We start from the raw sequence: 13,324 nt of genomic DNA, 5'->3' as shown, positions 1-13,324 counted from the left end.
CCCAGCCGCGCTCGATCGGGGTCCGAGCCCGGAGCGATGGGCTGCCGCACGGCGTAGTGCTGTTTTCCGCGAGAACTACTGGGACCCTCATCACCGCAACGTTCCAGGTCGGAGTGCCCAAGCACCTCACATTCCTACAGCCCGTGCTGCTCAGGACATGATCGGGTCGCTCTGGCTGCGGTGCGGGTGCGCGGCGTGGATGTACTTCATGGCGGTGCGGGGAGAGAGACCGAAGAGGCGGATGAGGTGGAGGGGGTCGTCAGTGTGCTGGGCCTCGTTGAGGATGAGGTCCACACGCAGGCGGCCCGCCTGGTGGCCGTGGGCGCGCAGGGGCTTGTTGATCGCCTGGATCGACACCGGGGGCTGGGTGTCGTCGGTGGCGGTATGGGCAGTGACCAGCAGGTATGGGCTGGTGGTGGCGGGCCAGCGTCGGTGGCGTTCGGCCAGCCACTGCCGTGCCAGGCGGTAGGTGAGTTCGTCCAGGTAGACGGTGTGGACGGGCTTGCCGGTGCGGCGCACGCGGAGGATGGCGCGGCGGTGGTCGAGGTCGTCCAGCAGCAGATGGCGCTGGTCGTGGGTGCTCAGAGCCATGTACGGCGGCGAGTGCGAAGCTGAGCCGGTCGCGTGGGTTGGAGAGGCGGTCGAGAGCGCCGCGCAGCATGTCGTCGGCCAGCGGTCGTGGCAACACGACGGCGGTGGTCAGGGAGACAGTGCGGGCCGGGTCGCGGAAGATGAGCTTTTCGCGTTTGAGGGCCCGGAACAGTGAGCGCAGGGCGGTGGCCCGGGACTTGGCGGCTTCTCCGTGTATCGGTTCGAGCGCCTGCTCGATGTGGGTACGGGTGACGGCCCGCAGATCGGTGACGCCGTCCTCGTACCAGGTGCGCAGCGGGGGCGCGGCCAGGCGCAGGTAGGAGCAGACGGTCGACGGGGCGAGTGGCCGACTGGGGCGTGGAGCCGTGCCGCACATGACATCGATCCACCGGTTGAGCGGGGCGCGGAACGAGGCGGGGGCGGTGTCGGCGAGGTGCCGGGCCCGGGCCAGAGCTGCATCCGAGTGCCAGTCGGGGGCGAGACGTCCGGTCAGGCGCAGGTAGTTGATGACGCGGGCGCCGTGGAAGTGCTTGCGGCGTGCGATCAGCCGCACGTCCCCCTCCGGCAGCGGGGCGTCGGCTCCGAGGTGGGCGAGCAGGACGCGCAGGGTGCGAATGCTCCCGTTCATGCGGCCGGCATCCCAGCCGCGGCTCTTGATGTGGGCGACGAACCCGTTCAGCAGGATCCGGGCGGCCGGGGTCAGGGCCGGGAGGTGTCGTTCCGCCAGGCGGGTCCAGTCGCGCGACAGGTGGAAGAGCTCCAGCTGGCCAGGCAGCGCGAGATGTTCTGAAACAGGGCGGGCGGCCCGCGAGGCACGGATGGCTTCACGGCGCTTGCGCTGGAGACGGCGGCGCCCATAGAGGCCGCCTTCCCTGCTGCGCGGAGCAAGGGGCCCGCCGAACCAGAGCTGGTCGCCGCCGTCCAGACGGGTGCCGTCGAGGTCGTAATCTGTCTCCGCGACGGTGAGCACGCATCGCCGGCAGTGGTCGTCGCGCAACGGCAGCCACCGGCCGCACCGGTGGCACGGGGCAGCCTGGCGGCCGGCGCCCCAGTCCAGGCAGGGCGCGCACCGCTGGTCCCGCTCGTTCGTCCAGGCCAGGCACTCGCGACAGCTGCCCAGGCCGGCGGACATCCAGGAGGGCACCAGCCGCCGCCGCGGCGGCGCGAGTAGCCCGGCCCGCATCAGGGCCTCGTGCAGGGTCGGCGCCATCTGCGGGAGATCCGCGAGCGTCTCAGGGTGCATCAGGCGCTCATCCGGAGGCCGGGCGGCCAGCGCGAGCCGGGCGCCCTCCTCGGTGTGGAAGTGCCAGGTCTGCCCGACGCGGCGTTCGGCGGCCATCTCCTGGAGCACCGCCTGGACCTCGGGGAAGTCGAGGATGGTCCGGCCGCGGATGCGCTGGCCGTGGGCGCGGGTGAAGGTCCTGGGCCAGGGCGCGAACAGCCCGAGCTGGCAGGGGACTTCCTCCACGCACACCACGGGGTCGTCGGGGGCCGGCGATACCCGGCCGCGGGCCCACGGCGCGAGCCTCTGCCGCGGGCCTGTGGCGACGCGGTTGCGCAGCGGGTTGCTGTTCAGCGCCAGCCCCTCGATGCGCACGGCCAGTTGCAGCGGCCGTCCGGCGGGCAGGTCGCGCCTTTCGAACTCGGCATGCATCCACGCCGGAGCCTGACCGAGCCGGACCGCGATCCGGCATCCCCGGCAGGTGCCGTCCGCGCCGACGATCCCCGGCCAGCCGCACCGGCGGCAGACGGCCTCCCGCAGCCCTCCCTTGGCCCTCTCGTAGCGGCCGCCGCGGCACTCGTAGCACAGGCCGGAGCCCGTGATGGTGCCCCAGATCGCGCACAGGCCGCACGAGCCAGGCCGGTTCACCCGTGCCACCCCCCTGCTCAGTTCGGCGGCAGGCGCCGTACGGCGCCCTTGCCGCCGCTCTGCTTCGGCACCGGCCGCCCGCCGCTGCCCGCGCCCGGGCCCTGGCCGACCGCCCGCTGCCCCTCCTGCTCTCCGGATTCGCCGCCGGCGAGCGGCTCGGCCTCCATCAGATCGGCGACCGTGCACTTCAGCGCGGCACAGATCATGTCGAGATCGTCCAGCCTCACGGTCACCGGCCGGGCCGACCACAACGCGCACACCTTGCTCAGTGACGGGGTGAACCCGACCGCCTCGAACGCAGTCTTCAGGTCACTGGGTCTCCAGATGTCCTGCCTGGCCGCCACCCAGCGCAGATTCCACTTCACGCCCTCACGTCTCCCCGCTCAGCCGGCGCACCGCGCGCCGGGACGACTCCAGACTGGCCCGCTCCGGGTCCGCCTTCGCACTCGCCAGATAGCCGACCGTCGTGGTCGGCCAGGTATGCCCCAGCAGCACTTGAACGTCCCAAAGCGGCATCCCCGACTCGTAGTTGTGCGTCGCGCAGGCGTGCCGCAGCAGATGCGGGAACAGCACCGTCACCGTGCCCTTCAGATGGGCGAGCGACGCGGCGCGCAGCGACCGGCGGAAGGTGTCGGCACAGACCGGCGGCGCGACCGCTACCTCGGCACCCAGCGCAGTCGGCAGCCGCTCGGAAGGAAACAGCGGAGCGTACGGATCCAGCGCATCGTCCGGGAACAGACCCCGGACCTCCTCGATGTACCACCACAGCAGCTCGCGGCCCTCCGCGAACATGAACGCCTCGCGCTCCCGCGGGCCCGACCCGCGCGCGCCCTTGCCCTTGCCCTTGACGAGGAAGCGGCCCCATTGGCCATTGTTCCAGTGCAGGTCACCCAGCCTCACCAGGCACAACTCGGTTGCCCGCACCCCGGAGACGTAACGGTCTTGGCCATCACGTAGTTGCGGACCGCGACCGGATACTTGCGCGCCGAGCCCAGTTCCTGGCGCCACGCGGCGAAGAACGCCGTCATCTCCGCGCGCGAGGGCGGGATCCGCAGCCCGAGGTCCCCGCGGTGCCGAGGCCGGTTGAATGCATCGACCGGTGACTCCACCACCGCTCCGAACCGCCGCCGGATCTCCCCGGCATACCGCTGTTCGAGGAACGCGAAGTACAGATCGATGCCGGTGATCTTCTTGCGGACCGTGGTGTGACCGCGCTTGCCCGCCCCGGCGAAGTACTGGTCCAGCTGCCGCGGCGACAGCTCCCAGGGCAGGACGTCGTAGAAAGTGCACACCTCGATCACCGGCTGCACCAGGCGGTTCAAGGTCGTCGGCGCCAGCCCCGCCACATCCCGCGCCCAGCAGTACTCCGCGAGCGTGTCGTGGTAGAGCGCCTGCTCCGCCTCCCGCGACGACGGGTGAACACCGCGGCGCTGAAGGGTCAGGACATCGGCTAGGCCCTCCTCCTGCCCGGGAGGCTGGCCTGGCGAGCCGCGCCCGCTGATCAGCGAGAAGCGGCGAGTATCGGAATCCGCCACGGACATGCAAATTACGCAAGCAGCTCGCGGAATCTGCGAGTTACTGGCAGAACTTCACCCTTCGAGTGGACGTCACTCCTGATTCGCCAACCAGCATGAACAGGTCGAACGTCCGGTAGCCGGACGCGGTCGAACCCGTCGGTACTCCAGTTTCACGATCGCCGCCACCGCCTCCGGACAGGTCCCCGTGCCGGGCGGGGTCCTGGCGATCGCCCCCGAGGACGTCACTGGCTGGCTCGGGCCGCTGCCGGTCGAGGCCCTGTACGGGATCGGTCCGCGGCAGGGGGCCGTGCTGCGGGACTACGGCATCCACTGCGTGGGCCTGCTCGCCGCGGTGCCGCCCGCGACGATGCAGCGCCTTTTGGGCGGGAAGGCCGGCCGACTGGCCGCCGACCGGGCCCGCGGCATCGACCCCCGCTCCGTCGTTCCCCGCGCCCTGCCTGCCACGGCGAGCGTGCGCCACCGCTTCGATGAGCACACGCTGGACGGCGCCGCCGTGCGCGCTTCCCTGCTCGATCTGGTCGTCCGGCTCGGCACCCGGCTGCGCGGCCGCGGCCAGGTGGCCAGCGCGCTGACGCTGACCTTGAAGTTCGCCGGTGGCGGCAGCTGGGAGAAGACCCGCCGCCTGACCGCGCCCTCCGCGCATGACGACGACCTGCGCCAGCTCGCCTACCAGCTGATGGACGCCGCCGGCCTGCAGCGCGGCCGCCTGACCGGAATCGCCTTGAAAGGGGAGGATCTCATTGACGCCGACCAAGCGCCCCGGCAGCTCTCCCTCGATGACGCCCGCGAGAATCGCCTCGCCGCCGAAACCGCCATTGACCGCGTGCGCGACAAGTTCGGCCCCGGCGTCATCGGCCCGGCCGCCGTCTTCCGCCGCGCCTCATGACCCCACCCCCGACCCGCTCCCGCTGGAGGTAGACCTGTGCTGCTGGACCCGCCAGGACCGCGCGGCGCACCGCGGGGGATGCCGTACTGGCCCTACGTGAAGGCCCTGGACGACGCCCTCACCGCACGCGGCATCCCGCCGGGCACGGTACGGGCCAGCCACCACGGCCTCGAGCGCGGCCTGACCACCTACATCACTCTCGCCTGGGACGTCTCCCGCACCAGCGGCCGCGGCGGGATCCGGCTCGACTGGTAGGAACGCCAGGGCTGGTACTACGCCCTGACCGGGCTCGACGCCTACGACGTGCTGCTCTACACCGTCCTCACGGCACTGCGCACACCTGTCGCGGATCCGGTTCGGGTGGCCGATGTCGCGGAGGAACTGGTGCGTTTTCGGCGGGTGCCGGACGTGGAGTACCGGGAAGAGTGGGACGGCGCGCGCGATGTGCGGGCCGCAGCCAACGACTTCCGCCGCAGCTGCCTCGGACTCGGGCCCCTTCGACAGCGGGAAGGCTGGACTGACTCCACCAGGGAGGCGAGGCCCGGCGTGCAGCTGACCATCGACACCCGGGCCGACACCTACGAGCAGGCCGTCGCGGCGCTGCGGGCAGCGTACGGGCGCCGCTCACAGTCGTGAGGTGGCATACGGGGCAAGGCGTTCTGGGCTGACTGGACGGCACTCCTCGCCTGATCAGGACGGGGCACCTACGACCTGCAGATGCCCCGCTCCGTCCGTGGAACCACATGCCCGGGGCGGCTGTGACGCGGGAGCAGGTCGCGAACCCGCCCTGGTCCGTGAGGTCCAGAGCGGGTTCGGCGTGGGCCCTTGAGGGGGTGCCGGACGGGTCCCCGCGGTGAGCGACGTTGCCGGTGCTTGGCTTAGGCGCGGTGGAGTTTCCAGTCGCCGACGTTCTGGGCCCGGTTGTAGTAGGCGTTGGTGCACACGTCGTACTTGCCGCCGGCGGGTCCGCCTCCGTTCGTTTCCAGGAAGCCGCCGTTGTCGCCGTAGGTGTTCCACAGGTGGATCACGTCGCCGGGTCGGACGTGCTGGTCACCGGGGCTGGAGGCCTGGACGAAAAGGCGCCAGCGGCCGGTGCCAGGGGCGCGGTCCTGGTCCTTGGACGTCAGGACGTTGTACTTGCCGCCGTGGTTCTGCTGGTCGGCGGTCGCGTGCCCGTTGGTGTCGAGGTAGCCGCCGTCACCGCCGTAGAGGTTCCGCAGGTAGACCAGGTCCCCGCTGACCACGTTGGCTCCAACGGCTTTGCCGGCGGCGGAGAGGATCTGCCAGGTTCCGGTGCCTTCTCCCCGCGTGGGCGAGTCCGCCGTCGACACCCCGTACTTGGCCCCGCTGTCGCTGCTGTGGCCGTTGGTGTCCAGGTAACCGCCCGCCCAGCTGCTGTAGCCGTTCTGCAGGTGGACCTGGTCGCCGTACTTCAGCTCGTTCGCCATGCTTCTCCCTTGGTCGACGGAAGGCATGCGGACGGTTCCCGCCCCCGATGGCCAGGTCATCCCCCCGCAGCCATCCGAGTGTCACTTGCCTGCGGCATGCCTTGACCTGCTCCGGATGCCAAACCGCCCGTGCGGGGGGCACGGGAAGCGCCACTGCGGTGCACAAGCACCAGGGGCGCACGGAACCGGGGCATCATCTGGGCCGAGGCGATCTGGACCGATCTCGCGGGATCGTTACCGCACCTTGGGCCGGGGCCTGGCAGCGGTCGGCCTCACGGCCGGGGACGTGGTGACCGAGCGGCAGGCCGAACTGCTCCTGGGTGAAGGCCGGCACCCGGACGCCTACCGGATCGAGCGCGAGCGCCTGGCGGAGGGCAACAGCCGGCGCAGGTCCGGCGGGCGACCGTGCCGGCCCCGCAGTGAGGGTGATCCATTCCCGGTCCGGTATGACCATTGCACCCACACGGGCGGCGCACTGGGCAAACAGACGACTGCGCCCCGTCGCGGGTCGCTATCAACAGGTCATGCTCAAAGCCGTGCTGCCGTCGCCGCCCTGCCTGTGGGGACGGAGTCCAGTCCCGGGAGGGCTACGACCGGGACGCCTTCCGTCACTGGAACGCCGGCGTCAACCCGTCCGACGGCTGCAACACGCGTGCCGAGGTCTTGATCTTCGAGGCCGTCGAACCTCCTTCGGTCGGACCCAACTGCCGTCTGACGGGTGGGAGCTGGTGGTCGTACTACGGCCGGGTGCGGGTGACGTCAGCCTCCGACCTGGACATCGACCACATGGTGCCCCTGGCGGAGAGCTGGGACAGCGGTGCGTCCGCGTGGACGGCACAGCGCCGTGAGGCATACGCCAACGACCAGGGTGCGGCCGCCAGCCTGGTGGCCGTTACCGCCCGCTCGAACCGGTCCAAGGCAGACCAGGATCCCGCCCAGTGGCTGGCCCCTGGACCGTGCGGGTGAGCCTCAGCCCCCTCTGTCCCCCCGGGGGCGTGCCAGGGCGGGTAGAACGCGGGGGTTGTTCCGTCGTGATGAAGGGTGGTCATGGTGAGCCGAGGCTTGATCGTCGTGGACGTGCAGAACGACTTCTGTGAAGGAGGCAGTATCCCCGTACCGGGCGGCGCGCGGATCGCGACCAAGATCGCCGACCTGGTGGAACACACCGCAGGACCTGAGTACCAGTACACGGAGGACTGTCGGGCGGGCAACAAGGGGCAGGGCGGGCGGGCCGATCGTGAGAAGTGGATCACGACAGGCCGCTGCCGCTGTCGTTGGCGTCGTGGCCGGGCGCGTGGGGGTCACAGTGCCGCCGGTCAGGCGTCGGACGGATCTATCGCGCGGAGCTGGTGCTCAATTCCAGCCCGCGCAAGATCAGGCCGGGAAGCCGGGCGGCGTGGAGTCTGTTATGGATTGTCGATGTCCGCCGAGCGCATCTTCTCCTCGATCAGCGCGGTCAGTCGGGTCCAGCCAGGCCGCTGGTCTTCTCCGTGGTGGGTGAGCAGTTCGTATCGGGTCTTGCCGTCGTCTCGGTTCTCCAGGCCTGCCAGCGTGGGCAGCAGCGAGGGGTCGGCGAGGAAGTGGGCGGCCACTTCCTCGGCGAGTTCCTCGATCCGGGGGTCGTCGGGGCTCCAGTTGCCGGCGCTCCAGGTGAGTTTGATCATGGCGACGTGCCGGGGATCGTCGAGGCCGTGCTCGATCTGGGAGAGATAGTCGTCGAAACCCTCCGGCATCAGGGCCCTGACCAGGATCAGGCCCTCTCGTGCCGTTTTCACGTCGTCCTCGGTGAATCCGAGCCCGGGCATCCGGTCCAGTAGCGCGAGTGCACGCTCGGGCAGCAGGACCCGGTCGCCGTGGGCGAGTTGGCGCAGCGTCTCGCGCCGCGCGATCAGCTCGTCGATCCGGGTGGTGAGGCTCTCTTCGACATCAAGGAGTGCGGCGGCGAACCGGTCGGGATCGGCATCGAGTATGGTCCCGATCTCGGCCAGCGGTACGCCTGCGCCGGCCAGTGTCCGGACTTGAACCAACCGCAGCAGTTCGGCCGCTCCGTAGCGTCGGTAGCCGGAGGTGTCACGGCGGGGTTCGCCGATCAGGCCGTTCTGGTGGTAGTGCCGGATGGTCTTCACTGTAACGCCGGCGAAGGCCGCGGCCTGACTGATGGTGATTCCGTCTGTCATGGCGTCAGCTGACCCCACCGTGCACCACGCCGGCAACTTCTCGAACGGTCGCGGCGATGGCACGGAAGTCCTTGCGCACGATAGTCGTGTGCTTGCTTCCGACCGTCGCGCTCACCTTCACGTTGGGATTCCGGGCGAGGACCGGGTCCAGCGTGGCACGCATTGCCGCCAGCCCTTCCGCGGTACCGCCGAGGCTGGCACCAGAGGCCACGAGGAACCGCATCGGGAAGGTCACGAGGTCGAAGACCGGGTCGCTTGCAGCAACGATCTCGTTCAGCTCAATGTTGACCTCGGCGTGCTGATCGGCGCTCATCCGAGCGGCCATACCCAGCGGCCGGACCAGCGGCATGATCCAACCGAAGCGCCGGAACATCTTCCGGATCTCCTCCCGGCCGGCCTCTCGGCCGCCCTCGACGGTGGCGAGGTAGTCCCACGGGTAGCCGCCGTCAACCATGACCACACCGGCGACGCGGTCCGGGTTCCGGGTGGCCCAGTGCAACGCCAGCGCCGCGCCGTAGGACCAGCCCACCAGCAGTGGCCGCTCCGCACCGGTCGCCTCCGAGACGGCGCCGATGTCTCGGATGCAGGCCTCGAACGAGTAGTCCGCCGACTGTTTCGACCGGCCGCGGGCACGCTCGTCGTAGGTGATGTGCCGGTACTCGTTTCCGAGTTCTGCGGTGACGCGCTGCCAGTTCTTCTGGGTGGCGTAGGAGCCGTTGAGGTAGATCACGGGCTGGCCGGGCCCACGAGTATCAGTGACGGCCAGCGCCGTGTCCTCCACCGCCACCATGCCGGTCCAGGTCCAGGTCGAGTTCGAGTTCGCGTTCGAGTTCGTCATGCGTTCAGCGTGAGGCCTGACCTTAGGTCAAGGTCAACCCTGAAAATCCCGCAGTTCACCATCCGAGCCGGTGCCCAACCAGTTGCTTGCTGTTCGCAACTACACCCCTTGCCGTGCCACGTGCCGCGCCGAAGGTCGGTAGGCACGGTGACAACCAACATCGCCCCGGCACAGACTCCAACCCCGAGGGACTTTCGAACTGGACCACTTGAGTCAGTTGGCTGGCGGCGGCTCGGCAACATCTCCTGCGTCAACCCTTGCGCCTTCTCCTGCATCATCAGTTGCGACTTCTCTTGCGCGGGGCACAGCCGGATGACGATGCCTCCGTGGTCAGTGCTTCTCCCCGCCGCCCATTCGTCGGCGATCCCCCGGGCCCCACCGTCCTCGGCTCCGGCGACGGCCTCTTTCCCGACGGCGGCTGGCATCTGGAGCTGCGGCGCTGCGGGTGTCCCCCCGCCGGCAGCGGCGACGCCCAGTGCCTGTCGGCGGAACAGATCAGCGCCGCCGTCCTCACCCGCCGCCGCGGGCCCCACGCGATGACCGCTTGTGCCACGGCGCTCCGGGCGGTGACGCCGACGGTTCAGCGCAGGGTGCGGACGAACACGTCCCCGATCAGGTTCGTGTCCTCGGGCACCAGCCCCGGGTAGTAGGAGTCGAACACGGCGCTCGACTCGTCCGCGCTCAGCGCGGCGTGCCCCACGGTGACGGGCTTGCCGTCCTGTCCCGGTGACAGCAACTCCTCGTGGCCGGTCCGCAGATCGCGCAGGACCAGCCCCAGCGATCTGCCATCCGCGTCCGCGGTGTTCAGCAGCAGTTTCGAGCCGTGCACTGACAGGTCCGACACCGAGGTGAGATCCGTGGGGGAGTGGCCGTCGTACCGCTGGAGCGTGCCGGTGCGCAGGTCACGGACGAAGGCGTTCCAGCCGCCGTTCGGATCGGCCTGTGGAACCAGGTTGGTGGCCCGTGAGTTGAAACCGACCTTGGAACCGTCGGGACTCAGCACCGGTGCGACGGCCGACATGTCGGCCGTTGCACCGTCATGGGTGGCATCGGCCTGTACGGTTCTTCCGGTCATGCGGTCGTACACCAGGATGTCGCCCTGATCGTCGTCGGCCGGCCCGGAGTAACCCTCCAGATAGGCGATCTTGCGGCCGTCGGCGCTCATCGAGACCTGCTGGCACTGGTGGAAGTTCTTCGAGCCGTCCGCGGGTCGGCTGACCCGCAGGACCTGTTGCGTCCGGCGGTCCAGGAGCATGACCCGGCAGGCGTAGACGCCGTTCTCGTCGGCGGTGGGCCGGGCGACGAAGGCGACGTAGCGGCCACCGGCGCTGATCGGGGCGACGCCGTAGGACACGTGGTATCCCTCGTCCAGCGCGGGTGCCAGGCGTTCGGTCTGGCCGGTCTGCAGGTCCATGATGTGCACGGACGACGTCCCGGTCGGGGTGGAGTACGAGTTGAAGGTCAGGTAGCGCCCCGACTCGGACAGCTGTGGCGTCGACGTCGTCTCGCCCGGCACCACGACACGCTGTAGCGGTGCGCCGGGAGCCGTCCGGTAGAAGATGCTGTTCGGCACGTCCGTACCGGGCACCAGGTTGCTCGCCGACGACTGGAAGGCCACCACGCGTCCGTCCGCGCTGACCACCGGCTGTTCCGAGTGGTGGTTGCCGCCGGTGCCGTCAGGGGCCACGCTGATCCGTTCGGTGCGCGGGACCTGATCGGTGTCGGCCGCCCCGGCCGGCCAGGGGAGACAGGCGACCGCGACCACCAGGACAGTGGTCATGGACATGCGTAAGGCAGGTCTCATCAGGTGGCTCCCCCCGTCGGCCGGGACGGCCACCGCCGCCCCCGGACCCCGTGCCCTCGGCCCGGCGCAGAAGGCTCACGGGGATGCACGAGATGAAAGCGCGCCGTCCGCCAGGGGTCAATGGGTCCGCACCGGTCGGTCCCGTTCTCAGGCGGTCATCGGCAGCCAAGACGGCCGCGAAGAAGACGGCAGCACGCCGACCGCGTAGCGCCTGAAGGGAGCGGGCTCCCGGTGAAGGCCTAGGGTTTGATCGCTACGGCGGGGCTTTTCAGCCAGACCGGCACCACGATCGGTGTTGGGAGGCCTCGGCAGGTGACATCTCCGGGTGCACGCATAACCCTCCCTGTATCGCAGATCAACTCCGGTAGCCCAGGCCAGGGCGGGGTGGGAGTGGTCACCCGTGGGTGCGGCCTGTCAGCGTTGGTCGGCCTCGGACGGCTCAGGGACGGCCCAGGACTGATCGAGCATCCCGGTGATCACTGCCTTGTAAGGGCGGGTGTGATCGGCGGCGGGAGCACCCCGGTCGCTACGGCTGTAGCAATAACCCAGGGCAACGGCGCATCTCGACTGCGGCAAGCCGTCGTTGACCGTGGTTGACCGCACGATGTGGCACGACTGTGGCACAGGCCTCCTCGATGTGAACTACGGGCAGGGGTGGCGATGTTGATCGCTTCGTGGAGTTGACCCATGCGAGAATCAGACATATGACTGAGCACTTCGGGCATTCTGAACGTGAGTTGCTGGCCTCCGATGATGAGCGTGACCGTGCGGCTGCGAGGGTCCGGGAGGCGCTCGCAACAGGGCGGATCGAAATGGCCGAGCTGGACCAGCGGCTCGCCGAGATTTACCACGCGAAGACTCGCGCTCAACTGGAACTGGCGGGCCGCGACCTCCCAGAACCTGGCCACAGAGACATACTCGTGGTCGACCACCGACCAACGTCCCGCTTGGCCTTAGGGATCTTCGGAGGGTTCAAGCGCCAAGGCGAGTGGGTCGTCCCACCCAGGTTCACCGCGTGGTCGATATTCGGCGGAGGCCGGCTCGACCTCAGCGAGGCCCGCTTCACCAGCCAGGAGACGCGGGTCTTCAGTGTGACACTGTGGGGCGGCACCAAAATCGTCGTCCCCGACGACGTCGATGTCGAGGTCAGGGGCTTTGGGCTGTTCGGCCTGTTTGGCAAACGAGGGGCCAGGCGCGCAAGACCGGGTGCACCGCGCATCGTGATCAGCGGCCTTGCAATGTGGGGCGCTGTCGTCACCAAGAGCAGGCCAATGGGAACGCTCTGCCATAGCAAAGAGCGGGGTGCGGCTGGTTAGCGTTGTGAGGGCGGTATGAGGCTTGGCGTCCGAGCCACGCCAAGACGGACACCAAGCCTCATACCGCCCTCTGAGTAGCTGTGCTCATGTGCAGTGCCTGCCACGTCAGGATGCTGGGTGGCATGCGATTACGGAGATGCGACGGCTGCTGTCTTGATCCGAGCAGGATAGGCGGCTTGCTCACGGACGCAGCTGGGGAGCCTCGGAGCCCGAACAGCGCCGAAGGAACAGCCGGCCCAAGAGGACGGCGGCGAAGAAGACGACTGCACGCCGATCATGTAGCGCCTGATTGTTCCGCCGCGCGCAGGGGCGCCCCCGTCCCGGATTCACGACATGAAGCCGTTGCGCTGGATGTTGCTCTAGGCGTTGCGCCAACGTGCTGCGCTGGATGTCGCGCAGCCACCGCCTTCGGAGTTCGCCCAGGTCACCAGACGCGGCGATGGCGTGTGAGGGTTTGTTGGCCCGGCGGTGACGTTGCTGATGGGGTGCCGGGGCAGACGAATCCGGCACGGTCCATGCGGGCGTCCGGCAGGAGGAGCCAGTGGCCGGTCATGAGGTGTATGCCGTCGGCGCGCTGTCGGTGGTGGCGGAGGTATTGCTGGCGAGGTGGTGTCTGGCGGGCCGACGCGGCTGGCCGCGCACGGCTGGAGTAGCCCGCCGTGCCTCGCGCTGGACGGCGCTGAGGGATGGTCGGCGCATGAGCTCCGCCGGGGCACCGACCGGGCAGGGTCTGCCGCCGGAGACGCCCTGCGCTCAGCGGGCGGTGCGGGAGGCCGAAGACCTCACACACGGCTACTGGCGCCATCTCAGTCCTCTGTACCTGTCCCAGCGCGATCACCATCAGCACTGAGCCGGT

At 69.5% G+C, this 13,324-nt stretch carries 13 protein-coding genes and 2 pseudogenes; 7 read left to right on the top strand and 8 right to left on the bottom strand.

Translation table 11 applies throughout. The annotated features are described in order from the left end of the window. Nucleotides 1–259: 259 nt before the first annotated feature. Genes BFN33_RS52550 through BFN33_RS55330 form a run of 4 tightly spaced genes read right to left on the bottom strand, consistent with a single transcriptional unit; the run spans nucleotide 260 to nucleotide 3,996 of the window. Nucleotides 260–2,461, bottom strand: coding sequence for a hypothetical protein (locus BFN33_RS52550; RefSeq protein WP_141757919.1), 2,202 nt, complete (start codon nucleotides 2,459–2,461; stop codon nucleotides 260–262). 17 nt (nucleotides 2,462–2,478) lie between these two features. After that, on the bottom strand, nucleotides 2,479–2,826 hold the full coding sequence (locus BFN33_RS01020) for a helix-turn-helix transcriptional regulator (RefSeq protein WP_069757922.1): 348 nt from the start codon (nucleotides 2,824–2,826) through the stop codon (nucleotides 2,479–2,481). Between the two features lie 4 nt (nucleotides 2,827–2,830). Further along, nucleotides 2,831–3,361: a tyrosine-type recombinase/integrase gene (locus BFN33_RS55335; protein WP_370743228.1), complete on the bottom strand. Its 531-nt coding sequence runs from the start codon at nucleotides 3,359–3,361 to the stop codon at nucleotides 2,831–2,833. Further along, on the bottom strand, nucleotides 3,358–3,996 hold the full coding sequence (locus BFN33_RS55330; protein ID WP_370743227.1) for a hypothetical protein: 639 nt from the start codon (nucleotides 3,994–3,996) through the stop codon (nucleotides 3,358–3,360). Before BFN33_RS55330 ends, BFN33_RS55335 begins: the two co-directional genes overlap by 4 nt. A gap of 187 nt (nucleotides 3,997–4,183) precedes the next feature. Here BFN33_RS55330 and BFN33_RS01010 point away from each other — a divergent pair, with 187 nt between their 5' ends. The 3 genes from BFN33_RS01010 to BFN33_RS01005 are packed head-to-tail and all read left to right on the top strand — an operon-like array spanning nucleotide 4,184 to nucleotide 5,521. Next, nucleotides 4,184–4,885 carry a hypothetical protein gene (locus tag BFN33_RS01010; RefSeq protein ID WP_370743226.1) on the top strand — a complete coding sequence of 234 codons (702 nt, stop codon included), beginning with the start codon at nucleotides 4,184–4,186 and terminating at the stop codon, nucleotides 4,883–4,885. A 36-nt stretch (nucleotides 4,886–4,921) separates the two neighbouring features. Further along, nucleotides 4,922–5,140, top strand: a complete 219-nt coding sequence (locus BFN33_RS52545; protein WP_141757917.1) for a hypothetical protein — start codon at nucleotides 4,922–4,924, stop codon at nucleotides 5,138–5,140. Nucleotides 5,141–5,188: 48 nt separating this feature from the next. Then, nucleotides 5,189–5,521 carry a hypothetical protein gene (locus tag BFN33_RS01005; protein ID WP_069757921.1) on the top strand — a complete coding sequence of 111 codons (333 nt, stop codon included), beginning with the start codon at nucleotides 5,189–5,191 and terminating at the stop codon, nucleotides 5,519–5,521. Nucleotides 5,522–5,763: 242 nt separating this feature from the next. Here BFN33_RS01005 and BFN33_RS01000 read toward each other — a convergent pair whose 3' ends face one another. Continuing rightward, nucleotides 5,764–6,333 carry a hypothetical protein gene (locus tag BFN33_RS01000; RefSeq protein ID WP_069757920.1) on the bottom strand — a complete coding sequence of 190 codons (570 nt, stop codon included), beginning with the start codon at nucleotides 6,331–6,333 and terminating at the stop codon, nucleotides 5,764–5,766. A gap of 513 nt (nucleotides 6,334–6,846) precedes the next feature. Here BFN33_RS01000 and BFN33_RS00995 point away from each other — a divergent pair. Further along, nucleotides 6,847–7,284: pseudogene (locus BFN33_RS00995) on the top strand (DUF1524 domain-containing protein); the annotation flags it as partial. A 99-nt stretch (nucleotides 7,285–7,383) separates the two neighbouring features. Further along, nucleotides 7,384–7,471 (top strand): annotated as a pseudogene (locus tag BFN33_RS49150) (nicotinamidase); the annotation flags it as partial. Between the two features lie 268 nt (nucleotides 7,472–7,739). Here BFN33_RS49150 and BFN33_RS00990 read toward each other — a convergent pair. From BFN33_RS00990 to BFN33_RS00980, 3 genes are all read right to left on the bottom strand, one after another. Next, nucleotides 7,740–8,510: a MerR family transcriptional regulator gene (locus BFN33_RS00990; RefSeq protein ID WP_069757919.1), complete on the bottom strand. Its 771-nt coding sequence runs from the start codon at nucleotides 8,508–8,510 to the stop codon at nucleotides 7,740–7,742. A 4-nt stretch (nucleotides 8,511–8,514) separates the two neighbouring features. After that, nucleotides 8,515–9,348, bottom strand: coding sequence for an alpha/beta fold hydrolase (locus tag BFN33_RS00985; protein ID WP_069757918.1), 834 nt, complete (start codon nucleotides 9,346–9,348; stop codon nucleotides 8,515–8,517). A 580-nt stretch (nucleotides 9,349–9,928) separates the two neighbouring features. Further along, nucleotides 9,929–11,134 carry a hypothetical protein gene (locus BFN33_RS00980; protein ID WP_256122576.1) on the bottom strand — a complete coding sequence of 402 codons (1,206 nt, stop codon included), beginning with the start codon at nucleotides 11,132–11,134 and terminating at the stop codon, nucleotides 9,929–9,931. 722 nt (nucleotides 11,135–11,856) lie between these two features. Here BFN33_RS00980 and BFN33_RS00975 point away from each other — a divergent pair. Together BFN33_RS00975 and BFN33_RS52955 are read left to right on the top strand one after the other, a co-directional pair. Further along, nucleotides 11,857–12,468 carry a DUF1707 domain-containing protein gene (locus BFN33_RS00975; RefSeq protein ID WP_069757916.1) on the top strand — a complete coding sequence of 204 codons (612 nt, stop codon included), beginning with the start codon at nucleotides 11,857–11,859 and terminating at the stop codon, nucleotides 12,466–12,468. A gap of 697 nt (nucleotides 12,469–13,165) precedes the next feature. Beyond that, nucleotides 13,166–13,318 carry a hypothetical protein gene (locus BFN33_RS52955; RefSeq protein ID WP_176742270.1) on the top strand — a complete coding sequence of 51 codons (153 nt, stop codon included), beginning with the start codon at nucleotides 13,166–13,168 and terminating at the stop codon, nucleotides 13,316–13,318. The last annotated feature ends 6 nt before the right edge of the window (nucleotides 13,319–13,324 follow it).

It is taken from the genome of Streptomyces sp. LUP47B, assembly GCF_001746295.1.
Lineage (GTDB): Bacteria > Actinomycetota > Actinomycetes > Streptomycetales > Streptomycetaceae > Streptomyces.
This window is presented reverse-complemented; position numbering and strand designations above follow the sequence as displayed.

What these genes read in the sequence shown, in the direction of transcription:
- BFN33_RS01000 (WP_069757920.1), bottom strand. Translation starts at nt 6,333, where the DNA reads ATGGCGAACGAGCTGAAGTACGGCGACCAGGTCCACCTGCAGAACGGC.
- BFN33_RS00990 (WP_069757919.1), bottom strand. Translation starts at nt 8,510, where the DNA reads ATGACAGACGGAATCACCATCAGTCAGGCCGCGGCCTTCGCCGGCGTT.
- BFN33_RS00985 (WP_069757918.1), bottom strand. Translation starts at nt 9,348, where the DNA reads ATGACGAACTCGAACGCGAACTCGAACTCGACCTGGACCTGGACCGGC.
- BFN33_RS00980 (WP_256122576.1), bottom strand. Translation starts at nt 11,134, where the DNA reads ATGTCCATGACCACTGTCCTGGTGGTCGCGGTCGCCTGTCTCCCCTGG.
- BFN33_RS00975 (WP_069757916.1), top strand. Translation starts at nt 11,857, where the DNA reads ATGACTGAGCACTTCGGGCATTCTGAACGTGAGTTGCTGGCCTCCGAT.
- BFN33_RS52955 (WP_176742270.1), top strand. Translation starts at nt 13,166, where the DNA reads ATGAGCTCCGCCGGGGCACCGACCGGGCAGGGTCTGCCGCCGGAGACG.